20 protein-coding genes and 1 pseudogene are annotated in these 21,615 nt (G+C 63.6%); 12 read left to right on the top strand and 9 right to left on the bottom strand.

Annotated features, from left to right (window positions below):
• Positions 1-35: 35 nt before the first annotated feature.
• From C560_RS0101885 to C560_RS21020, 12 genes and pseudogenes are all read left to right on the top strand, one after another.
• Positions 36-749, top strand: a complete 714-nt coding sequence (locus tag C560_RS0101885; protein WP_026536923.1) for a gluconate 2-dehydrogenase subunit 3 family protein — start codon at positions 36-38, stop codon at positions 747-749.
• 149 nt (positions 750-898) lie between these two features.
• Positions 899-1,885, top strand: coding sequence for a LacI family DNA-binding transcriptional regulator (locus C560_RS0101880; protein ID WP_026536922.1), 987 nt, complete (start codon positions 899-901; stop codon positions 1,883-1,885).
• Positions 1,886-2,073: 188 nt separating this feature from the next.
• Positions 2,074-3,165 carry a nitrilase-related carbon-nitrogen hydrolase gene (locus C560_RS0101875; RefSeq protein WP_026536921.1) on the top strand — a complete coding sequence of 364 codons (1,092 nt, stop codon included), beginning with the start codon at positions 2,074-2,076 and terminating at the stop codon, positions 3,163-3,165.
• 240 nt (positions 3,166-3,405) lie between these two features.
• Positions 3,406-5,133, top strand: coding sequence for a ribulokinase (araB, locus tag C560_RS0101870; RefSeq protein WP_026536920.1), 1,728 nt, complete (start codon positions 3,406-3,408; stop codon positions 5,131-5,133).
• Complete coding sequence (locus tag C560_RS0101865; RefSeq protein WP_026536919.1) at positions 5,130-5,846, top strand: L-ribulose-5-phosphate 4-epimerase; 717 nt, start codon at positions 5,130-5,132, stop codon at positions 5,844-5,846. The genes araB and C560_RS0101865 overlap by 4 nt, the downstream gene beginning before the upstream one ends.
• A 99-nt stretch (positions 5,847-5,945) precedes the next feature.
• Complete coding sequence (araA, locus tag C560_RS0101860; protein ID WP_026536918.1) at positions 5,946-7,466, top strand: L-arabinose isomerase; 1,521 nt, start codon at positions 5,946-5,948, stop codon at positions 7,464-7,466.
• A complete protein-coding gene (locus C560_RS0101855; protein WP_026536917.1) occupies positions 7,463-8,365 on the top strand; it encodes an aldose 1-epimerase family protein in 903 nt (300 codons plus the stop codon). Before araA ends, C560_RS0101855 begins: the two co-directional genes overlap by 4 nt.
• Positions 8,344-8,883: a substrate-binding domain-containing protein gene (locus tag C560_RS23740; RefSeq protein ID WP_331280253.1), complete on the top strand. Its 540-nt coding sequence runs from the start codon at positions 8,344-8,346 to the stop codon at positions 8,881-8,883. Before C560_RS0101855 ends, C560_RS23740 begins: the two co-directional genes overlap by 22 nt.
• A 295-nt stretch (positions 8,884-9,178) precedes the next feature.
• Positions 9,179-9,397 (top strand): hypothetical protein, encoded by a 219-nt coding sequence (locus tag C560_RS21030; RefSeq protein ID WP_043422260.1) that lies wholly within the window; start codon positions 9,179-9,181, stop codon positions 9,395-9,397.
• A gap of 211 nt (positions 9,398-9,608) precedes the next feature.
• Positions 9,609-11,033: a sensor domain-containing phosphodiesterase gene (locus C560_RS22860; RefSeq protein ID WP_197026088.1), complete on the top strand. Its 1,425-nt coding sequence runs from the start codon at positions 9,609-9,611 to the stop codon at positions 11,031-11,033.
• On the top strand, positions 11,011-11,823 hold the full coding sequence (locus tag C560_RS0101840) for a hypothetical protein (RefSeq protein ID WP_155855707.1): 813 nt from the start codon (positions 11,011-11,013) through the stop codon (positions 11,821-11,823). Before C560_RS22860 ends, C560_RS0101840 begins: the two co-directional genes overlap by 23 nt.
• Positions 11,824-11,936: 113 nt before the next feature.
• A pseudogene (locus C560_RS21020) lies at positions 11,937-12,197 on the top strand (DUF4193 family protein); the annotation flags it as partial.
• 200 nt (positions 12,198-12,397) lie between these two features.
• Here the strand turns inward: C560_RS21020 and C560_RS0101830 are convergent.
• The 9 genes from C560_RS0101830 to C560_RS0101790 form a co-directional block, all read right to left on the bottom strand.
• The gene (locus tag C560_RS0101830; RefSeq protein ID WP_026536915.1) at positions 12,398-13,444 is read right to left on the bottom strand and encodes a helix-turn-helix domain-containing protein; all 1,047 of its coding nucleotides are present in this window, start codon (positions 13,442-13,444) and stop codon (positions 12,398-12,400) included.
• 96 nt (positions 13,445-13,540) lie between these two features.
• A complete protein-coding gene (locus C560_RS24045) occupies positions 13,541-14,125 on the bottom strand; it encodes an ROK family protein (protein ID WP_442853140.1) in 585 nt (194 codons plus the stop codon).
• A 319-nt stretch (positions 14,126-14,444) separates the two neighbouring features.
• Positions 14,445-15,446 (bottom strand): sugar phosphate isomerase/epimerase family protein, encoded by a 1,002-nt coding sequence (locus C560_RS0101820; protein WP_026536913.1) that lies wholly within the window; start codon positions 15,444-15,446, stop codon positions 14,445-14,447.
• Between the two features lie 53 nt (positions 15,447-15,499).
• The gene (locus C560_RS0101815; protein WP_026536912.1) at positions 15,500-15,823 is read right to left on the bottom strand and encodes a putative quinol monooxygenase; all 324 of its coding nucleotides are present in this window, start codon (positions 15,821-15,823) and stop codon (positions 15,500-15,502) included.
• A 91-nt stretch (positions 15,824-15,914) separates the two neighbouring features.
• Positions 15,915-17,087 carry a Gfo/Idh/MocA family protein gene (locus C560_RS0101810; protein ID WP_026536911.1) on the bottom strand — a complete coding sequence of 391 codons (1,173 nt, stop codon included), beginning with the start codon at positions 17,085-17,087 and terminating at the stop codon, positions 15,915-15,917.
• Positions 17,088-17,103: 16 nt separating this feature from the next.
• On the bottom strand, positions 17,104-17,934 hold the full coding sequence (locus C560_RS0101805) for a sugar phosphate isomerase/epimerase family protein (protein ID WP_026536910.1): 831 nt from the start codon (positions 17,932-17,934) through the stop codon (positions 17,104-17,106).
• Entirely contained in the window at positions 17,934-19,115 is a 1,182-nt protein-coding gene (locus tag C560_RS21015) for a Gfo/Idh/MocA family protein (RefSeq protein WP_043422259.1), read from the bottom strand. The genes C560_RS0101805 and C560_RS21015 overlap by 1 nt, the downstream gene beginning before the upstream one ends.
• A complete protein-coding gene (locus C560_RS0101795) occupies positions 19,112-20,101 on the bottom strand; it encodes an ABC transporter permease (protein ID WP_043422258.1) in 990 nt (329 codons plus the stop codon). Before C560_RS0101795 ends, C560_RS21015 begins: the two co-directional genes overlap by 4 nt.
• A 2-nt stretch (positions 20,102-20,103) precedes the next feature.
• On the bottom strand, positions 20,104-21,612 hold the full coding sequence (locus tag C560_RS0101790; protein WP_026536908.1) for a sugar ABC transporter ATP-binding protein: 1,509 nt from the start codon (positions 21,610-21,612) through the stop codon (positions 20,104-20,106).
• Positions 21,613-21,615 lie beyond the last annotated feature (3 nt).

Here is a 21,615-nt window from a genome sequence, read left to right as displayed (position 1 = left end):
TCAGACTTCACAGGACACGAAAGGACAGATGTCACATGGGACAGGCGGAATGGGCTACGGTGCCCATCTCAACGCGGGACGTCGACGGCCCGGTCTTCTTCACCGAGCACGAGTGGAATACGATCGAGGCGGCCTCCGCGCGGATCATCCCCACCGACCACCACCCGGGCGCGCGTGAGGCCAAGGTGGTGCGCTTCATTGACCGGATGCTCGCGGGAACGCAGTTCATCTTCCCGGCTGCAGACGGGAACGGGTTCCTCCGGATGGAGGGCCGCGACGAGGCGGCGTGGCGGGAGCGCATCAAGCAGCGCCGGGAGTTTTACCGCGAAGGTGTCGTGGAGTTGGACCGCCTGGCGAAAGAGCGCGCTGACGTCGAGTTCCTCGGGCTTTCGGAAGAGGACCAGGACGCCGTGCTCGAGACGCTATCGGGCGCGGCGAAGCCAAACGCATTCTCACTGGAGCACTCCGAAGCGGGGCTCGGGGGCGCGCCGGCAGGCAACCAACCTGTCAACGAGGACTTTCTCGAGTTCTTCCCGCTGCTGGTGCTCAACACCCGTCAGGGGTTTTACGGTGACCCGGTGTACGGCGGTAACGAGAACCGGGTCGGCTGGGGCGTCATCGGCTTCGACGGGCCCCCGTCGCTGGCGTCAACCATGGACGGCAGCTACACGACCCGTAAGTACATGATTGAGGCGGCGGAATGGCCTTACGATCAGCATCCCGAAGTCCTGAGGTACCGGCGCCCGTGATCGGGGGCGCGCCGATCGGAGTCGCGCTCCCGCGCCTGTCGGGGATAGCCGGGGATAATGGAGGTGTGTCCACGACTTCCGCGCCCTCAGAAGCCCGAAACCCCAACGGGCGTGGGGAGCGGCTTGCTTCCAGGTCGAAGGCTCCCCGGATGTCCGACGTCGCCCGGCTCGCCGGCGTCTCCCAGCAGACGGTGTCACGGGTTGTCCGGGGGGCAACCAATGTGGATCCCGACATCCGTCGACGCGTCCAGCACGCAATCGAACAGCTCCGGTACCGGCGAAATCCCGCGGCTGCCGCTCTGGCCAGCAACCGCACAATGACCATCGGCGTTGTCAGCTTCGAACTGTCGGTCCTCGGACCAACGGTGGCCCTGTACGGTATTTCCGAGGAAGCGCGGCAGCATGGCTACGCGACGCGTTTAGTCACGCTGGCAAGCCTCGAACGGAGAGATATCAGGGCTGCTTTCGAGTCCATTAATTCGGACACCGTTGACGGCGTGATCGTGCTCGCGCCCCTCCTGGATGCAATCTCCGTTCTCGACGACCTCGACATCGGCGTTCCCGTGGTGACGTTCCAGCAAGGATCGCAGCCGAGCCCGAATAGCGTTTCCGTTGACGAAGTAAAGGGAGCCCGGATGGTGGTCCGCCACTTGCTGGACCTCGGGCACGAGACAGTGTGGCACGTTCAAGGCCCGCCGGGGTGGATGGCAACATCCGCCCGGGTCCAAGGATGGGCAGCGGAACTGGGGGCGGCCGGACGTCTCGTTCCGACGCCACTTGCAACGTCCGATTGGTCCGCCGCCGAGGGGTACCGAGTCGGCTGCGAACTGGCCGCAAGGCAGGATGTCACGGCGATCTTTGCCGCCAACGACCCCTTCGCGCTGGGAGTGATCAAGGCCCTGGACGAGGCGGGGCGCGACGTGCCGGGCGATGTCAGCGTGGTTGGATTTGACGACGTCAAAGAAGCACCCTACTTTCGGCCGGCACTAACGACCGTAAGGCTTGATTTTGAAGCCATCGGCCACATCGCTGTAGGCCGCGTACTGTCCATGATCAAAGAGGAGGCTGAGGGAGATATCCCTCTGCTGGAACCGCGGCTGATACTCCGCGACACCACGGCCCCTCCACGAAGCTAGGGCCAACACCGGCGGCTCTGACTTCCCACACTCATGCCTTTTTAGCAGCCCCTTTGGCGTGAGTGGCTAAAAGGGCATTGCCCATTTCCCAAAAAGCCAAGACCAAGGTCTTGAAAATCCCTACCAAACCCGACTAACGTGAGTTAGCGCTAACTCAGGTACTCAAAGAAGAGAAGAGAGAGAAAACAATGGTCGATCCATTTGTAGTCGTTGCGGTTTCGCCGCGGACCATCAATGTGAAGAATCCCGGCGACGGCGTTGCCAACGTCAAGCGAATCAATGAATTTATTGACACGGCGGTGATGGTCGGCCGCTGGGAGGGCTCTCCGGTCAAGCTGGTTGTCCTGCCCGAAATGGCGATCCAGGGCATGATCGCCAACACGCCGGGTAACCGCGAGAAGGAGCGCCACTTTGCCGTGACGATCCCTGGTCCGGAGACGGACGAGCTGGCGAAGAAGGCCGTGGAGCTCAACACCTACATCGCCGCCGAGCTGTACATGGTCAAGGACGAGGACTTCCCGGACCGCCACTTCAATGTCGCCTTCATCATCGATCCGCAGGGCGAGATCATCTACAAGCGCTACAAGGCCACCAGTGACGCCTACGAGGGCGGCATGCTCGGCAACATGAACCCGCACGACGTGTGGGACGAGTGGATTGAAAAGAAGGGGAACGGCAACGCGATGGACGCCATCTTCCCGGTGGCGAAGACGGAGATCGGCAACATCGGGTACGCCATCTGCCACGAAGGTGTCTACCCCGAGGTCCCGCGCGGCCTGGCGATGAACGGCGCCGAGATCATTATCCGGGGCACCCTGATCGAGCCGGCCGTGCAGAACGGCATGTGGGAACTGCAGAACCGTGCGCACGCCATGTTCAACTCGGCGTATGTCGTCGCCCCGAACCTGGGACCCGAGGTCCGCGAGGACGGGAGCATGCAGGACCTGTTCGGCGGCCAGTCCATGATCGTCGGTCCCCGGGGCCAGATCCTGACCAAGCAGCAGGGCTGGACCTCGGGTGACTCGTTCGTCTGCACGACGATCGACATCGAAGCGCTCCGCCGGGCCCGGGTGTCGAACGGCCTGTACAACCAGGTCAAGGACCTGCGCACCGAGCAGTATCGGGTCATCTACGACAACCCGATCTACCCGAAGAACCAGTACCTCGAGGCACCCCCGGGCGAGGACTGGCTCGCCCGGGAAGACGCGACCAGGGCCGGCAACATCGCCAAACTCATCGAGCGCGGCGTACTCACGCCGCCCACAGGTTATAAAGCCTAGGTGGGTAGCCCGGCCGGGGTGCGCGTAAGGCGCACCCCGGCCGGCACGACTTCCCCGATTTAGTCTCGTGTCATCGAATTTTGCCCTCAGAGGCCGATACCCCGGACAGCGCCCAGCCCAGGGCGAGGCCACGGAGTCCTCGCACCGCCACCGGGGCTCAGGGCATTTTTCGGCAAATATTGTTAGCGCTAACACTCATTTCAGCCCGTGGATTCGACGGGTGTTTTGCTTGGAGGATTCATGGACGTCTCAGTGGACGGAACCGAAAAATTTGTCATTGGCGTGGACTACGGCACGCTTTCCGGGCGGGCCGTCGTCGTCCGGGTCCGGGACGGCAAGGAACTGGGCAACGGGGTCTTCGACTACCCGCATGCTGTGGTCACCGGCGAGCTTCCGGAGGACACGGCGGGCGCCGGCATCCGGCTTCCGGGCGAGTGGGCGCTCCAGGTGCCCGATGACTACCGGGAGGTCCTGCGCCAGGCCGTGCCCGCGGCGATCGCCGACGCCGGCATCGATCCTTCCGCCGTTGTCGGGATCGCGACGGACTTCACGGCCTGCACCATGGTTCCGGTCAAGGCCGATGGCACCCCACTCAGTGAAGTGGAGGGCTTCGCGGACAGGCCGCACGCGTATGTGAAGCTGTGGCGGCACCACGCCGCGCAGCCGCAGGCGGACCGCATCAACGCCCTGGCCGCTGAACGGGGCGAGTCCTGGCTGCCCCGCTACGGCGGGCTGATCTCCTCGGAATGGGAGTTCGCCAAGGGGTTGCAGCTGCTCGAGGAGGACCCGGAGAGCTACGCTGCGATGGACCGCTGGGTGGAAGCCGCGGACTGGATTGTCTGGCAGCTGTGCGGCAGCTACGTCCGCAATGCCTGCACCGCGGGCTACAAGGGCATCTACCAGGACGGCCGCTATCCGTCCGAAGACTTCCTCGCCGCGCTGAACCCGCAGTTCAAGGACTTCGTGTCGACCAAGCTGGAACACACCATTGGCCGGCTCGGCGACGCCGCCGGCTATTTGACTGCTGAAGCCGCCGCGTGGACGGGGCTGCCAGAGGGGATCGCCGTCGCGGTCGGCAACGTGGACGCGCACGTCACCGCGCCGGCGGCCAAAGCCGTGGAACCGGGCCAGCTCGTGGCCATCATGGGCACCTCCACCTGCCACGTCATGAACGGGACCGAGCTGCGGGAAGTGCCCGGCATGTGCGGCGTCGTCGACGGCGGCATCGTGGACGGGCTCTGGGGCTATGAGGCCGGGCAGTCCGGGGTGGGGGACATCTTCGGCTGGTTTACCAAGAACGGCGTCCCTCCGGCATACCACCAAGCCGCGGCTGCCGCCGGCCTGGACATCCACGAATATCTCACCGAACTCGCGTCCAACCAGGCGATCGGGCAACACGGCCTGATCGCGCTCGACTGGCACTCAGGAAACCGCTCCGTGCTGGTAGATCACGAACTCTCCGGCCTGGTTGTGGGACAGACGCTGGCCACCCGTCCGGAGGACATTTACCGGGCGCTGCTGGAGGCCACGGCCTTCGGCACCCGCACCATCGTGGACGCCTTCCGGGACTCCGGGGTGCCGGTGAAGGAATTCATCGTCGCCGGCGGGCTGGTCAAGAACAGGCTCCTGATGCAGATCTACGCCGATGTCACGGGTCTGCAGCTCTCCACCATCGGATCGACGCAGGGGCCGGCCCTGGGTTCTGCCATCCACGCTGCCGTCGCGGCCGGAAAGTACCCGGACGTCAGGGCGGCTGCGGCCGCCATGGGCTCGGCGCCGGGCGCCGTCTTCACGCCGGTCCCGGAGAACGTCGCCGCCTACGACGAACTCTTCAAGGAGTACCGGACCCTGCACGACTACTTCGGCAGGGGAGCGAACGAGGTCATGCACCGGCTTAAGGCGATCCAGCGCAGTGCCGTCCGGCCCCTCGTCGGCAAGGCCCTCCTCGCCGACGGAGTGCCGGCATGAGCGCGCTGCTGGAGTCCATCGCCCGGATCCGCCGGGAAGTCTGCGGACTGCACTCCGAGCTGACCCGCTACGGGCTGGTGGTGTGGACGGCTGGGAACGTCTCCGCGCGCGTCCCCGGCTACGACCTCATGGTGATCAAGCCTTCGGGCGTCTCCTACGACGAGCTGACCCCGGAACTCATGGTGGTCACCGATCTCTACGGCACCCCGGTGAGCAACCTATGTAGTGGCACTGCCGGCGCTGGCGAGAGCGTCGAATGGGGCAACCCGGACCTCACGCCGTCCTCGGACACCGCGGCGCACGCCTACGTCTACCGGCACATGCCGGAGGTCGGGGGAGTGGTGCACACCCACTCGACCTACGCCACGGCCTGGGCTGCCCGGGGAGAGGCGATTCCCTGCGTGCTGACCATGATGGGGGACGAGTTCGGCGGGACGATCCCGGTGGGCCCGTTCGCCCTGATCGGGGACGACTCGATCGGCCGCGGCATTGTCGAGACCCTGCAGGTTTCCCATTCACCGGCCGTTCTCATGCAGAACCACGGGCCCTTCACCATCGGCAAGGATGCCCGCTCGGCAGTGAAAGCCGCTGTCATGTGCGAGGAAGTGGCCAAGACGGTCCACATCGCCCGCCAGTTGGGCGATCCGCTGCCGATCGATCCCGACCAGATCGACTCGCTCTACGCCCGCTACCAGAACGTCTACGGCCGCTAAGTCCGCCGCACCCCACAAGCCCGGGGCGCCCGGCCACCGCACTCCGAAGCTGGCCCGGCGCCCTGTCCAACGACCTTTTTCCTATCCCAGGAGACACCCATGTCCAACGCCAACACTACCTCCCTCGACCACTACGAGGTCTGGTTCCTCACCGGCAGCCAGCACCTCTACGGCGAGGACGTCCTGAAGCAAGTCGCCGCCCAGTCCCAGGAGATCGCAGACGCCCTGAACGCCTCCGCCGACGTCCCCGTCAGGATCGTCTGGAAGCCCGTGCTGACGGACTCGGACGCGATCCGCCGCACCGCCCTGGAAGCCAACTCCGACGACGCCGTGATCGGCGTGACCGCCTGGATGCACACCTTCAGCCCGGCCAAGATGTGGATCCAGGGCCTGGACCTGCTCCGCAAACCGCTGCTGCACCTCCACACCCAGGCCAACATCGAATTGCCGTGGGCCGACATCGACTTCGACTTCATGAACCTCAACCAGGCCGCGCACGGCGACCGCGAATTCGGCTACATCCAGTCCCGCCTCGGCATCCCGCGCAAAACCGTCGTCGGGCATGTATCCAACCCCGAGGTCTCCCGCCAGATCGGATCCTGGCAGCGCGCCTCCGCCGGCTGGGCCGCTGTGCGCACCCTCAAACTCACCCGGTTCGGCGACAACATGCGCAACGTCGCCGTCACCGAAGGGGACAAGACCGAGGCCGAGCTGCGCTTCGGCGTCTCGGTCAACACCTGGTCCGTCAACGAACTCGCCGACGCCGTGCACGGCGCCCCGGAGGCCGACGTCGACACCCTCGTCGCCGAATACGAGCGGCTCTACGACGTGGCCATCGAACTTCGGGCCGGCGGAGCCCGGCACGAGTCGCTGCGCTACAGCGCCCGGATCGAACTGGGCCTCCGGTCCTTCCTGGAAGCCAACGGCTCCGCCGCATTCACCACGTCCTTCGAGGATCTCGGCGCACTGCGCCAGCTGCCGGGCATGGCGGTGCAGCGGCTCATGGCCGACGGTTACGGCTTCGGCGCCGAGGGCGACTGGAAGACCGCCATCCTGGTCCGCGCCGCCAAGGTCATGGGCGCCGGACTGCCCGGCGGCGCCTCGCTGATGGAGGACTACACCTACCACCTCGTCCCGGGGCAGGAGAAAATCCTGGGCGCCCACATGCTCGAGGTCTGCCCCTCCCTGACCGCCACCAGGGCCCGGGTCGAGATCCACCCCCTCGGCATCGGCGGCAAGGAAGACCCCGTCCGGATGGTCTTCGACACCGACGCCGGCCCCGGCGTCGTGGTGGCCCTGTCCGACATGCGCGACCGTTTCCGCCTCGTGGCCAACGCCGTGGACGTCGTGGACCTCGACGAGCCGCTGCCCAACCTGCCGGTGGCCCGCGCCCTCTGGTCGCCCAAACCGGACTTCGCCACCTCCGCCGCCGCCTGGCTGACCGCCGGGGCCGCGCACCACACCGTGCTGTCCACCGCCGTCGGCATGGACGTCTTCGAGGACTTCGCCGAAATCGCCCAAACCGAACTGCTCACCATCGACGACGGCACCACCATCCGGGGGTTCAAGAAGGAACTGGCCTGGAACGCCGCCTACTACAAACTGGCCGGCGGCCTGTGACCGGGGCCGAATACGGGCTCCGGCACGGCGACTACACCGCGGTCATCACCGCCCGCGGAGCCGCGGTGCGGGAACTGCAGTTCCGGGAACGGGACCTGATCGTCCCGTTCCCGGCCGGCGGGCCCAACCCCGACTTCCGCGGCGTCGTCGTCGCGCCCTGGCCGAACCGGATTCCAGACGGCAGGTACACCTTTGACGGCACGGACTACCTGGTCCCGGTCAACGAGCCCGGCCGGCAGTGCGCCCTGCACGGCTTCACCCCGGAGCTGGACTGGAAGCTGGAATCCTCAACGGAATCCGCCGTGGAGCTCTCCTGCGCCATCGAGCCGGGGCCGGGCTATCCGTTCACGATCGGACTCACCGCCAGCTACCGGCTGGACGGGGACGGCCTGCACACGACCGTTGCGGCAACCAACATCGGAGGCAATACCGCTCCTTATGGGGTTTGCCCCCACCCCTACCTGCTCGCAGGACCGGCGCCGCTGGATGAATGGACCCTCGAGGTCCCGGCGCGGACGTTTCTTGAGGTCGTGCCCGACCGGTTGCTGCCCGTGGCCCTCCGCACGGTCGTCGACCACGAATTTGATTTCCGCACTCCGCGAATAATCGGCGCCACGAAGATTGACCACGCCTTCACTGAAATTGCCTTCGACGCCGACGGCGGATCCCGGATGGTCATCCGGGACCCGGGCGGGACCGGAGTGGGCATGGCGTGGGACCGCAGCTGCCCCTGGCTGCAGATTCATACGGCTGACAAAGAGCACCCTTCGCCTAACCGGTTGGGATTGGCCGTCGAACCAATGACCTGCCCGCCCGATGCATTCAACAGCGGCCAGCACCTGGTGCGGCTCCAACCCGGAGCGTCCCATGAAGCGTCATGGAGCATCTTCGCTTCCTGACCGGACACGGATCAGGGGCGATTGGGGCGCAGAAAGCGGCTACCGCGCCGGACTTGAGTTGGCGGCATCGGGCAATGTCACAGGGTTGTTCGCGGCAAATGACCAAATGGCCCTCTGAGCCTTGCGCGCCTTTAATGAAGCCGGCGTGCCCCGCTTCAACGGATATCAGCGTAATCGGTTACGACGACCAGCCCGAAGGCGCCTACTTCGCCCCGCCGCTGACCACGGTCAATCGGGGCTTCAAGCAACTGGGGCCCGCTCCATGCAGATGCTACTTTTCGATATGGCCAGCGGCCACTCGGGAGCATCCTTGGGCCGTAAACCCCAAGGTCGTTGCTCGACCCTCAACAGCCCGCCCGTCGACCGTGGACAACTCTGAGTCATCCGCCTCGGCTCCGTGGCGAGCTGTCAGGCGACCGACCAGTCTGCGACCAGAATCCCTAAGTGGCAGGGGCCAGAGGCCCCGGACTCGGAAGACCTCCCTGAGATCGAGTCCAGAGCATAGGGACGCACACTGACCCAGGCTCCCTTGATCAGACTCCTGCACGAAGTGATCGGTCCGGGATCAAAGAATGCACACTTTGGAACAGTGCCGCCCTTCTTTGCACGACCAACAACCGTAGGATTTTTGAAAGCGGTCACACAGCTTTCGGTGGGGCAACTACGGGCGGAAGGGTTGGGCTGTTCGTGCCGTCAAGGCCCGGCCCCCGCGACCCATAAAGACCTTTCCGTGCCGCATGCGTGGCTCCGGTCCGGGGGATGCCGGACGCGATGGCGAACTGCATATGAGTGCTACCAGAACAGGAACGACCCATGATCACCGTCGCCACCGGGCCTACTTATCACGTCACAGGAGACGAGCCCCAGTTGATCGCCGAACGTCTCGATGCCGCTGAGAAATTGGCTCGGGAAGGGGCTCTCAGGGAAGGCAATCACGGAATTCTCGTGACCCGCCATGGACCGACCTCGTTCACAGTAAATCTGAGCCCGGTAGTTCCCTACGGAATCACTCAGGAACGCGATCTCGCCTAAGACCGGGACAGTGCTGGCAAGAACGATGTCAGGACAGCCTGATTCTGGATATGCCCTGCCGCGTCACGGCATGCCTTGGACGGACATCTGCCGATGCTGACACCAGCTGACCATTACCCGAATCGAGCACGGAAGAAGAAGACCCGCATGTCACCAGACGCGATACTTCACCACACTGCCCTCACGACCGATGCAGCGGCATAACGCGTTCATGGGAACATCACTTCGTCGACGGCCGTTGTTCGCCTATCCAGCGTCGACTGACAGCGGCCAGCCCCGGACAACACCGGGTGGTCGATGGTTGCTGGCCGTTCTGTCCTTCGAACTGGTATTGGCGATGTCAGTGCTCCTGCCTCTCCTGCTTGGTCTTGAGTCGTGGGGCGGCCGTGAGGTCCCCGCGAGGATATCCACGATCGCCTCGGTCCTGCTCCTTCCGGTCGTCCTTCATGCCGCCTGGCGCCTTATTCGGCAACAGCGCCGCGATCGGATCGAGGCATCAACCACCGCCAGCTTCATGGAGACCGTCCTGAGCACATCCCGGGAGTGGCTTTGGGCCGTCGCAGCCGACGGCCGGTTTACCTTCTCCAGCCGCGCGAGTCGGGAACTCCTCGGCTATGAGCCCTCCGAACTGGTGGGACGCCCGTGCAGCCTCATCATCGACCTTGCTGACCTCAAGGCCGCGCGGAACCCAGATCCACGCGCGGGCCGGGAAGGGTTTGTGCTGTCCGCCCGCCACCGGGGTGGGCGGAGTCTGAGCGTTGAGGTCGTCGGCCGACGCCGATTCGACAGGGAAGGCCGGGGATCAGGGTTCGAGGGAATCGCGCGGCCGCTGGATGTCTCCAAGGCAGAGAGCCCGGCGGACCAGGAAGTCAGGGCGCGCCTCGATCGCCTGTTCGCCTCCCGGACATTGATAACGGCGTTTCAGCCGATCCGTGTCTTGGGAACCGGCGAGATTGTCGGTGCCGAAGCGCTCACCCGGTTCGTCAGCTCGCCCATCAGGTCTCCGGATCAATGGTTCGACGAGGCGGATGCAATCGGGCGGGGCCTTGAACTCGAATTCCTTGCCTTGGAAACTGCCTTGCTTGCCGCAGCGGAGCTGCCTGCCCATCTCTATGTTGCCGTGAATCTCTCGCCGACGGCTTGCCTTGATCCGAGGCTAAGTGACATCGTGAGGGATTCCGGTCTGAAACCCGGGCGAATCGTCGTGGAGCTGACTGAGCGCTCAGCCGTAGCGGACTATGCACCTCTCGCTGCAGCACTGGCCCCACTTAGAAGCGCTGGGCTACGTATAGCTATCGACGACGTCGGCGCCGGGTTCTCGTGCATGCGCCACATCCTTAGGCTCAGCCCAGAACTGATCAAACTTGACCGGACAATCCTGGCGGGAATCGACAACAGCCCCAACCAGAGAGCCCTGTACGCGGCGATGGTCAGCTTCTCGTCACAAATCGGGGCAAGTCTTGTCGCCGAGGGAATCGAAACCAATTCAGAACTGGCCACGGTAACTGAACTGGGAGTCAACGCCGGGCAAGGCTACCTCTTGGGACGACCATCTGTGCTTCCGGCGGACTGGTCCCATTGGAGACAGCGGAACCGGTCGTCAACGAGTGGAAATGACGATGTTCATGAAATCTAGGGCCGATCCCTTGGAGCCGGCCCGTCTCCCGTGTTCCCACGACTATACGGAAAGTATTCAGATGACATCAGCTCCCGAAACCGTCTTCTGGACGATGCTTACAGGTGCAGACGCCGCCCGGGACCACATCCGCGGTGCTGCGGTTGAATCAGGTTTCAGGGCCACGTCCTTCGATGAGGACAGTATCAATATCGAGATACCATTTTCCCTCCGCAAGCGACGCCGAGCCGCGAAGCTTACCGCTACCGTGCGGCCGTCCGCGCGTGGGGCAGACGTAGCCTGGACAGGAAATTCCGGCCCGCTGAACCACGATCATCTGGCCAGTATCGAGGAAAAGCTGCCCGAGGGTGTCATGTATTACCACGGGCTTGAGGACGCCGCGTTGAGGGCAGGTCTCTCCTTGGGGGGACCAACCACGTTACGTGTCATCGTTCGCGCGCTGGCTCGAGACGAAACCGTCCGAGCCATCGGGATGGGGCACCTGAATGAGACCGCAGGGCACGTCGTCCTCACGACCAGGCGTCTTCTCGTCATCGAAGCGTCCGGCCTCGGCTCGCGAACACTCCTTGATGCCCCGCACGGATCCATCGAATCACTGTCGCTGGGGAAGAGGATCACCGGAGAGATCCTCAGGGTCGCCCTGTCCGCAGGCCCGATCGTGTTTTCACGGCTCGGCCATGGGGAAGGCCACGGCATCGTCAAGAGCTACAGGGATGACCAGAAGGAACGCGCCCGCTTCGTGCCCTCCTCCATAGGGCACAGTCAGGCCCCTGGTCCCCGAAATCCATGACGGCAGAGTCCCCTTCGATTGGACGCTGGCCCGGCGAACGTGCCGCATGTGCCGCGGGGCGGCCCCATGTTTCCACCGGGGCAGATACGAACGACAGAAAGAGAACGACGTAAGTGGCAACCGACTACGACGAAGTACGCCAGACCTCAAGGACGCACAGAACGGTTCCCTCGAGGCACTCCAATCCGCAAGCGCGCCGGATGCACGAGGCCGACGTCATGGACGACGCCATCGTCCCTGGGTGGGAATTTGTCGCCGAGGAATTGATCGTAGAGATTGTCCCCCCGGCCGAGGACGAATTCACCTGCTACTCCTGCTGTCTGGTCCGGCACCGTTCCCAAATCTTCCGCGTAACGAGTGGCCACGCTTACTGTTTTGATTGCGAAGGCTAGGCATTCGGTGTGGAGCGTTAGACACGCAATAGGCCATTAAATTTCCAGGTTCTGGATGCCGTCGGCCGCGGGCAAGCCGAAGCAAACGAGTCGTGTGGGACGCATCAGATACCGAGACTGAAGGGAAGACCGGCGAAAGCGTGGCACGGACAACATGCCAGGCGAGATTCTGTCCGGCCGGTTCACAGCTCGGTCAGATTCCTTAATTCGGCGGCTCGAATGCGCAGGAGTTCCGGGTTCTCCTGAACTTCGCTAAGCGAGAGACCAGTAAATTCCCTAATGGCACGCCGCATGGCTTGCAGGCTTGCGAACCCGCTGGCGCTTGCTATGTCCGTCAGAGAGCGTTTCCAGGCGGTTGCTTCGGCGAGGAGCTCTAGGGCTTCCAAGGTCCGCAGGGCGCGAATGTGCCCGCTGACTTGGAGCCTTTCGTCTTCGAAGAGGTAGTAAAGGGCTCGGCGTGAAAGAAATGAGTAGGCCACGACCTCGTCAACAGTGAGGGCAGGGTTTCTGAAGTTCTTGCGCACGAACTTCTTGATCGCCACGATGCGGGCCAGTTTAAGGTCGCCGGGATCGGCCGGGGTCTCGAGCAACGAACTGACCAGGGCCGTCATCATCGATCGGGCGACCGTTTGGAGACGCTGCACCTCCTGCGCTATGCCCGATCGCTGCCAGCCGGACAAGGCCGGAAGAATCAGCCCACGCATAATCGGGTTTTCTCTGATGTCGGCCAACCCCTGCAGCCGTTTAACCGATCTTTCGCCCAAGCCCAGCAGCCCTCGGTCGAAGTGCAGCCGCACCGCGCTGAAGCCGGCCGGCGCATAGAAGCTGCCCGGCAAACGAAGATCAAAGAACCTGACTGTACCGGGAGAGACGGCCTCGGAGCGCCCCGAGAAGCTGAACTTGTCGCACGAAGTCCTGAAATACACGAGCCAGTCGCTGGGCTCTGGATATCCGTTCCAGTAGCAACTGGCGGGTTCATTCGTGACATCAACAAGGCTGAACCCGGGACCGTCGAGGCTCAGTGCGGTTGGATTGAAACCCGGTCGCACTAGCTTTTCGGTTTTTTCCAACCGAACAGGAGCGTCAATGGCGCTGGCGTACCAGCTCCGCCAATGTTCGAATTTTTCGTCGGGACTCAACCCGGCCGGAACACTGTAACGTCTGGTCTGGTCCTGCGGTGACCCGTCCGGACCGCCGGCAGCGACGGAGTTTCGAGATATATTTTCCATGGGCTTGGGACCTTCCGGCTGAACCGAGATTCAATGTGCCCAGTCTGCAACAGCAAGAGTGCTCGTGTTGTACGGGTTGTCGATCGCCAATAGATTCTACCCTCGCCCGGTCAGCCGGGGCGCCCGCTGGCGGTCGGTGGAATGGCATTGTGCCGTCCGACGGATCTGTTGTCCGCTGAGGCTACGCGGAGCCGACAGCAAGCGGTCCACTGGTTCCACCGTGAGTCCGGCGTCCATGGCTCGAAATGCAATCCCGGTAGCGGGAGACCCGGTCCTGGAACTGGCCAAGACCAGATTCTCCGTCACAGCGGGTGCGCCGCCGGCGTACACCGCTTCCTTTAAGCCGGCCAGCAGCCGGGTTCTGACAGTGATGACCTCGGGTCGACAGAGGTGGAGACTCCCCAAGAGGGTGTCGCCTATGTCCCGACCTGCCTTTCGCAGGGCACTGATTGCAGCCGGATCGGTCCGCCGGGCCGCGTCGCTGATCGCGTCCGGTTCGTTTTTAGAGTCCAATGACAGGCTCGCAATTATTGCCTCTTCTCCTGCGATGGCCTGCAGGCAATTCATGATGCCGCAGGTGCAGGCCAGCACCGACGTGCTCTTCGCCGACATGCCCTTCACGGGCGTGTGCCCGAAAGCCCCCTTGGACGTCCTGAGAACCCCTAGCGTCCTGCCGTGGATGAGCGCGGCACAGTCAATGGTCGGTTGCCCGGACAGGTCGAAGGCCTGGACCTATGCCTCGCGGGCCCCGAGCAGGACGCTCATGACCACTCCGCCGTTCGGCATGAGGCGATACTGAGCGGATGGCCGGCCACCCGTCGAGGGCGCCTTCTTGGTGAGTCCGATGAGTCCCAGTGACGCTAAGGTTCTCATCTTGTCTGTTGCGGCGGCGCGCGAAAGGCCTGTCAGGGCTGAAAGTCGGGCCCGGATCAACGGTGGAGAGCCACGAAAATGCTGGAAGACCTCTCCCGCCGAAACGTGAGGGAGAACCGTCATGCCTTTAGTCCTTGGTGCTGAACGCGGCGTCGAAGGAGGTGTTCGAGGCCGGGAAGTCGAACTTCTTGAGCGCGGCGAGGGCTTCGGGGGCGCCGTGGAGGCGGTCCATGCCGGCGTCTTCCCATTCGATGGAGATGGGGCCGTCGTAGCCGATCGCGGTCAGGGCGCGGAAGGACGATTCCCAGGGCACGTCGCCGCGGCCGGCGGAGACGAAGTCCCAGCCGCGGCGCGGGTCGCCCCAGGGCAGGTGCGAGCCCAGGACGGTGTTCCGGCCGGTGGGGCGGAGCTTGGTGTCCTTGCAGTCGACGTGGTAGATCCGGTCCTTGAAGTCCCAGATGAAGGAGACGGGGTCGATGCCCTGCCACATGAAGTGGGACGGGTCCCAGTTCAGGCCGAAGGCCTCGCGGTGCCCGATGGCCTCGAGGGTGCGGACGGTGGTCCAGTAGTCGTAGGCGATCTCGGAGGGGTGGACCTCGTGCGCGAAGCGGACACCGTTCTCGTCGAAGACGTCCAGGATGGGGTTCCAGCGGTCGGCGAAGTCCTGGTAGCCGGCCTCGATGACCTTTTCCGGGACGGGCGGGAACATCGCGACGTACTGCCAGATGGAGGATCCGGTGAACCCGACGACGGTGTCGACGCCGAGGGCCTTGGCGAGCCGGGCGGTGTGTTTCATTTCCTCGGCCGCGCGTTGGCGGACGCCTTCGGGTTCGCCGTCGCCCCACACGCGCGCACCGACGATCGCCTCGTGCCGGAAATCGATCGGGTCGTCGCACACGGCCTGGCCTTTGAGGTGGTTGGAGATGGCCCAGACCTTGAGGTTGTACTTTTCCAGCACGGCGAGCTTGGATTCGACGTAGCCGGGCTCGTCCCAGCGCCAGGCGTCCAGGTGGTCGCCGGAGACGGCGATTTCCAGACCGTCGTAGCCCCAGCCGGAGGCCAGCTGGGCGACTTCCTCGAAGGGCAGGTCGGCCCACTGGCCGGTGAACAGGGTGTACGGGCGGGGCATATCAGGCTCTTTCGATGACGGGGATGGCGAATATTGGGTAACGGGCGAGAGAGCTACGAAGTAGGGCCGGGACGGTACACTCTGAGGTCCCGGGCCATGACTTGTTCTGCGGATACGAGAAAGTCTTTGACGTGCTGCTGCTCATTGTGGACGTCCAAGGCCGTACTGCTCGTCCACTTTTCGTAGAGCAGGAACGTGCCCGGTGCCTCCGCGTCGTTGAAGACCGAGTATTCTAAGCAGCCGTCGTCAAGGCGGCTGGCAGTTTGAAGATCAGACAGGAGCCGCGCCAACTCGTCTTCGAAGCCGGGCTTGGCTTCGAAAACCGGAATGAGGCGGACAGCGGTGGAGGCAGTCACACCGGGTACAGCGTCAGTCATCAGGTTTCCCTCTCGTTGTGATCGCAATGGTCTGCGCGCGGCAGGAGCACCGTCTTTTTCGAAGCGGTGCACCTGCCGCGCAGTCAGCCCGTTAGGAGTCGATCTTGGCTACGTCAACCCAGGCGCCAGTTTCAGCGGAATCGATGATGGCGTCATCGATCAGCGCCGTCTGGTAGCCGTCCGCAAAGTTCGGGCTGACGCTGCCGCCCTCGGCGATTGCCTTGAAGAAGTCGTAGGCTTCGATGATCTTGGTTTCGCCGTAGCCAATCCCCAGGGCAGGGATGGGCCACAGTCCTTCGCCGTAGGGGGTTGCCGGGCCGGTGTAGACGGTCCGGAAACCCTTGCGGTCGGCCGGATCGCCGGCGAAGGCGACTTGGAGTTCGTCGCGGCGCTCGTAGTTGAAGACGATGCTGCCTTCGGTACCGTGGATCTCGAAGGTGAGGAAGTTGTTGCGCCCGTGGGCGTTGCGTGTGGCTTCGATGGATCCGATCGCGCCGTTTGCGAACTTGACCATGGTCAGGACCTCGTCATCGACGTCGACGGCGCCGCGCGGACCGTCCCCACCGGAGACGTTGCCGAGTTTGTCAGCGCCGCCAGACTGCAGCGGCCGCTGCGGAATCCAGGTGGACATGATGGAGTTGACCGAGTTGAATTCGCCAACGAGGTATCGAGCCATGTCGATCACGTGGGTTCCGATGTCGCCCAGGGCACCAGATCCTGCGATCGACTTCTGGAAGCGCCATGAGAGCGGAGAGTTGGGATCGGCGCTCCAGTCCTGGAGGTAGGTGCCACGGAAGCTGATGATCCGGCCGATGGCACCTTCTTCAATGTATTTCTTGGCAAGAGCGACTGCCGGCGTGCGACGGTAATTGAACGCAACCATGTGGACGAGGTCGGTGTTCTTCACCGCGTCGTACATTGCCTTGGACTCCTCACCGGTCCGCGCCAGGGGCTTTTCGCAGATAATGTGCTTGCCGGCCTCGGCAGCGGCGATCGCGATCTCGGCGTGAAGGTGGTTCGGGGTTGCGATGTCGACGACATGGATGTCCGGATCGTCGATGATGCTGCGCCAGTCAGAAGTGGAATTTTCGAAGCCGAAGCGGCGAGCGGCCTCGCCGGCGAGCTCATCGGTGGCTTCGGCGATAACCTTGCGCACCGGCATGGCCGGGGCGGGCCAGAAGAACATCGGCATGGCGGCATACGCGAGCGAGTGGGCCTTGCCCATGAATCCGCCTCCGATGAGGCCTACGTTGAGATTCTGCATTGGATCGTCCTTTGGGTTAGAGGCCGGAATCGGCGAGGATTTTGTCGAGGTACTTTTTGCTGATTTCCGCGGCGGCACGAGGGTCCCCGTCATAGGTGTCGAGTTCGACCATCAGCCAGCTGTCGTAGCCGCTTTCCTTTACCGCACGGATGATGTCCGGGAAATCCAGGTCACCTTCGCCAAGGGGCAGGAACTGGAACGGGTCAGCGCTGAAGTCTTTGAGATGGACGTGGCGGATCCGGTCCGGGTATTTGCGAATCACTGCGGCGGGGTCGCTACCGCCGGCGGCCAGGTGTGCCGTGTCCGGGCAAAAGCCAATGCGGGTGCTGTCCATCAGGCGTTCCAGCTCAGGTGTGCTTTCAACGATGGTGGACAAGTGCGGGTGATAGCTGGCGGTCAGACCGAAACTTTCAGCGATGTCCGTCACTTGGTCCAGAGCGTGGCCGATCAGGGCGTAGTCCCGGTCCGTCGTTCCGGCCGCCCGGCGTGCGCCGCCGCCCACCACCAGGCGTTCGGCGCCGAACGTTGCCGCGAGCTCGGCGGCGCGGTTGATGCGGTGCAATTCCTCCGGGAGGATATCGGCAAAGATGAAGTTGGCGCCGGAGTAGACGGAGACGAGCTTCACACCCGACTCGGCCAGCAGCTCGCGCAGCTCCTCAGGACGGTCCGCATACTCCACCAGATTCCCGTCGAACATTTCCGTGCCCTCGTAGCCCGCGGCTGCAATGTCCCGAACGGCCGCTTCCATGGAACCGTTGGTCTGGTAGAAGAGGTCCTTGATGCTCGTGACGCCGACCGGATGGCCGACCACGCCACCCCAGGTGATGGTGTGATATCCGAGTTGCATTATGAATTCCTTTCCAAAATTGCGGCGCCGCTGGCGCCGGAGGGTGAGGTTTCGTGGTCGGTGCCGGGCACGTCGACCCAGCGGCCGGTGGCCGCGGACTCCAAGACAGCCTCGGTGATGAGGGCCGCCCGGAGCCCGTCACGAAAGTCCGGTAATCCGTCCGGAGCATCGCCTCGCACGGCCGCGTAAACGTCGGCCACGAACGCGTTGAAGCTGTCCTGGTAACCCTGGGGGTGGCCGGAAGGCAGGAATGCGTACCGCTTGCCCTGTACGGTTGACAGGCTGTCGGAGCCGCTGGAGATGGTTCTGCTGAAGGTGTTGCCGCCAACCCAGAGGCTGTCCGGTTTTTCCTGGTTGAAGGAGAACGTGGCGTCAGGACCCTCAAACGAAAACCAAAGCCGATTTTTCCGACCCGGGCTGACCTGGCTCACCAGCAGCGAACCGACCGCTCCCTGGCTGGTTTCGAACATGACGGTGGCTCCGTCTTCGGTGCCGACGGCCGCCTTCGTCCGCGGGGCGTCCCGGCCCGTCTGCGCCCGTTCAGTGAAAGCGCGGGCCGTTTGCGCCACCAGTCGTTCTATCCGGTGCCCCGTGACGAATTCCATCAGGTCGCACCAATGCACCCCGATGTCACCGAACGCCCGGGAACCGCCGCCGAGAGCCGGATCGACACGCCAGTTGCTGGTACCGGCATCTGCCAGCCAGTCCTGGAGGTACGAACCATGCAGCAACCAGAGAGGGCCCGCTTCCCCTGCCTGCAGCCGTGCCCGAGCTTCCCGAACTGCAGGGTAGAAGCGGTAGACGAAAGGCACGGCGTTCACGACGCCGGCACGGTTGGCTTCCGCGTGCAGTCCGGCGGCGTCCTTTGCAGTTGTCGCCAGAGGCTTCTCGCAGATGACGGCTTTGCCGGCGGCGATCGCCAGTTTGGCCAGCTCGGCGTGTGTGGCGTTCGGAGTGCAGATGTGCACCACGTCTACGTCGTCCGACTCGATAAGGGCCTTCGGGGATTCTGCGGCTGCGGCCCCGCCGAGCCTGGCCAGCGCCCGCACGGCTCCGGCGTGGCTTCGGCTGGCCACCCGGGTAACTGTTCCTCCCGCCGCCCTGACGGCAGCAGCATGGACGGAACCCATGAACCCGGTGCCAATGATTCCTGAGCGCAGAGGTTGGGGGATGGACGTCATTTCTTGCGGGCCAGTGCGACGGCCAGAATGATGATGGCCCCGCGGACTACTTGCTGTTGGCTGCTGTCGAGGCCGGCGAGGATGAGGCCGTTGTTGATCAAGCCGATAAGAAGAGCGCCGAACAGGGTTCCGACGACCGAGCCTGCTCCGCCGAAGAGGCTGGTACCGCCGAGAATCACGGCCGCGATTGCGGATAGTTCGTCGCCGGTGCCCCACTGGAAGCGGCCGGACTGAAGCCTTCCTGCGTACAGCATGCCGGCGACGCTGGCGACCATCCCGGAGATCAGCAAAACCTGGAATTTGATGCGTTTGGTGTTGATGCCCGTGAAGTCGGAGGCGGTCCGGTTGCCGCCGGTGGCCAGCACCTGGCGGCCGAACTTCGTGCGGGAAAGCACTACGGCGCCGATTGCCACGAAGATGGCACTCCATACAATCAGTCCCGGAACGGGGCCGAAGTTTCCGGATCCGAACAGCATGTTGAACGTGTCGTTGAGGATTGGCTGCGGCGCTGAAGCAGTGATCCACTGCGCCACACCGACGGCGATCCCGAGCATGCCCAGGGTGACCAGGAAGGAAGGAATCCCCAGAAGGCTCACCAGGGCACCATTGACCGATCCGACAACCAGCCCGACCGCAAGGCCCGCCAGGATGCCGGGGACGAGGCCCCACTGGGAGAGGACCATTGCTGTGCAGACGCTTGATAGTCCTGCAGTCGAGCCAACGCTGAGGTCTATTTCAGCGCAGGCGATGACGTACGTCATACCCACGGCAATGACGGTGATGGTTGCGGTCTGCCGGAAGATGTTCAGGAGGTTGGCGGGGGAGAGGAACCCCTGGTCGCGAAGGAGGACGGCGAAGAAGATGAAGACTACGACGAAGCCGATGTAGATGACGTAGCGGCGCCAGTCGAGCTCACCCAACCAGCGTTTGACTGCGTCCGGATGCTCGATTTTAGGAGCTTCTGTGGAAATGGTCGTGTTGTTCATAATCAGACTCCCTGAACTGCGAGTTGTAGTGATTCTTCGTCGGCGATTTCGCTGCGTTTGAGTTCACGCGTTATGGATCCATCCCTCAGGACCAGGACCCTGTCGCTTACTGCGAGCAATTCGGGGTACTCCGAGGAAATGACAATGACGGCCTTGCCGACGTTGGCGAGTTCCCTGATCATGTCCAGAATCTCGCTCTTGGTACCGATATCGACGCCGGCCGTTGGCTCGTCGAGAATGAGGACGTCCGGTTCCGTGCCCAGCCATTTGGCCAGCACCACCTTCTGCTGGTTTCCGCCGGAGAGCAGCCGCACCGGCTTGTTCGGATGCGCAACCTTCACGGCGAACCTCTTGATGAGTGAGCCGGACAATGTCCGGCCCGCCCCCGCATCGAGCAGGGGCCCGCGCTTGATGTTGTCCAGCAACGGCAGCAGCAGGTTGTCCCGAACGGAATGGTCGAGTACAAGCCCCTGGTCCCGGCGATCTTCGGGGATGAGCGCCAACCCCGCGGCAATGGCGCGTCGCGGGCTGGTGACGACGGCCTTCTTGCCCCGGATCAGGATCTCGCCGCTTTCGAGCGAATCGATTCCAAAAAGAACCCTGGCAAGCTCGGTGCGACCGCTCCCCATGAGTCCGGCCAAGCCGAGGATTTCGCCCGCGTGAAGGGTGAAGGAGACGTCGCGGACCCTCTTGCCGCATGTGAGATTCCGGGCTTCCAGAACGGGTGAAGCCGAGGCTGGATCGTGTTCCCGTTGCTGGTAGGTCAGTTGCCCCTCGATCTTCTTCCCGACAATGCCTTCGACAATTTGTTCCGGGGTGACGTTACTCAAAGGCTCCGTGAGCAACCGGCGACCGTCGCGAAGGATGGTGATGCGGTCGGCGATCCGGTAAACCTCATCCATCCGGTGAGAGATGTAGATGATGGATATTCCCCGCTTCTTCAGCCTCGCTACAAGGTCGAAGAGGGCCTCGGTTTCATGCCGGGCCAGGCTCGCCGTCGGCTCGTCCATGATGAGGACCTTCGCGTTCTGGGCCAGAGCCTTGGCGATTTCGGTCAACTGCCAGTACGCGGTGCCCAGCTTGGCAACGTGCCTGCGCGGATCGACCTCGACCTCCATCTCCTTGAAGACTTCGCTGGCCCGGCGGACAGCTTCCCGGTCGTCGATCAGGCCGCCCCGGCTCTGCGGTTCTGCGCCGAGAAAGATGTTCTGGGCCACGGTCAGGCTCGGGACCAAGCTGAATTCCTGGAAAACCATGCCGATACCGGCGGCTTTGGCATCTTGGATCGAGTTGATCTCGACAGGTTTTCCACCCACGAGAATACTGCCGGAGTCAGTTTGATACACGCCCTGTAGAATTTTCATCAGAGTTGACTTGCCGGCGCCGTTACCCCCGGCAAGCGCGTGCACCTCTCCGGCGCGGACCTCGAAGTCCACGTCATTGAGGACGTTGACGCCGTTGAAACCCTTCGAGATCGACCGCATCTCGACGGCGGACTCTCCTGTTTTCATAGT

This window comes from Arthrobacter sp. 9MFCol3.1 (assembly GCF_000620385.1).
In the GTDB taxonomy this organism is placed as follows: domain Bacteria; phylum Actinomycetota; class Actinomycetes; order Actinomycetales; family Micrococcaceae; genus Arthrobacter.
The sequence above is the reverse complement of the archived record's forward strand: the minus strand, read 5'-3'. Positions and strand labels throughout refer to the sequence as shown.

What these genes read in the sequence shown, in the direction of transcription:
- C560_RS0101885 (WP_026536923.1), top strand. Translation starts at nt 36, where the DNA reads ATGGGACAGGCGGAATGGGCTACGGTGCCCATCTCAACGCGGGACGTC.
- C560_RS0101880 (WP_026536922.1), top strand. Translation starts at nt 899, where the DNA reads ATGTCCGACGTCGCCCGGCTCGCCGGCGTCTCCCAGCAGACGGTGTCA.
- C560_RS0101875 (WP_026536921.1), top strand. Translation starts at nt 2,074, where the DNA reads ATGGTCGATCCATTTGTAGTCGTTGCGGTTTCGCCGCGGACCATCAAT.
- araB (WP_026536920.1), top strand. Translation starts at nt 3,406, where the DNA reads ATGGACGTCTCAGTGGACGGAACCGAAAAATTTGTCATTGGCGTGGAC.
- C560_RS0101865 (WP_026536919.1), top strand. Translation starts at nt 5,130, where the DNA reads ATGAGCGCGCTGCTGGAGTCCATCGCCCGGATCCGCCGGGAAGTCTGC.
- araA (WP_026536918.1), top strand. Translation starts at nt 5,946, where the DNA reads ATGTCCAACGCCAACACTACCTCCCTCGACCACTACGAGGTCTGGTTC.
- C560_RS23740 (WP_331280253.1), top strand. Translation starts at nt 8,344, where the DNA reads ATGGAGCATCTTCGCTTCCTGACCGGACACGGATCAGGGGCGATTGGG.
- C560_RS21030 (WP_043422260.1), top strand. Translation starts at nt 9,179, where the DNA reads ATGATCACCGTCGCCACCGGGCCTACTTATCACGTCACAGGAGACGAG.
- C560_RS22860 (WP_197026088.1), top strand. Translation starts at nt 9,609, where the DNA reads ATGGGAACATCACTTCGTCGACGGCCGTTGTTCGCCTATCCAGCGTCG.
- C560_RS0101840 (WP_155855707.1), top strand. Translation starts at nt 11,011, where the DNA reads ATGACGATGTTCATGAAATCTAGGGCCGATCCCTTGGAGCCGGCCCGT.
- C560_RS0101830 (WP_026536915.1), bottom strand. Translation starts at nt 13,444, where the DNA reads ATGGAAAATATATCTCGAAACTCCGTCGCTGCCGGCGGTCCGGACGGG.
- C560_RS0101820 (WP_026536913.1), bottom strand. Translation starts at nt 15,446, where the DNA reads ATGCCCCGCCCGTACACCCTGTTCACCGGCCAGTGGGCCGACCTGCCC.
- C560_RS0101815 (WP_026536912.1), bottom strand. Translation starts at nt 15,823, where the DNA reads ATGACTGACGCTGTACCCGGTGTGACTGCCTCCACCGCTGTCCGCCTC.
- C560_RS0101810 (WP_026536911.1), bottom strand. Translation starts at nt 17,087, where the DNA reads ATGCAGAATCTCAACGTAGGCCTCATCGGAGGCGGATTCATGGGCAAG.
- C560_RS0101805 (WP_026536910.1), bottom strand. Translation starts at nt 17,934, where the DNA reads ATGCAACTCGGATATCACACCATCACCTGGGGTGGCGTGGTCGGCCAT.
- C560_RS21015 (WP_043422259.1), bottom strand. Translation starts at nt 19,115, where the DNA reads ATGACGTCCATCCCCCAACCTCTGCGCTCAGGAATCATTGGCACCGGG.
- C560_RS0101795 (WP_043422258.1), bottom strand. Translation starts at nt 20,101, where the DNA reads ATGAACAACACGACCATTTCCACAGAAGCTCCTAAAATCGAGCATCCG.
- C560_RS0101790 (WP_026536908.1), bottom strand. Translation starts at nt 21,612, where the DNA reads ATGAAAACAGGAGAGTCCGCCGTCGAGATGCGGTCGATCTCGAAGGGT.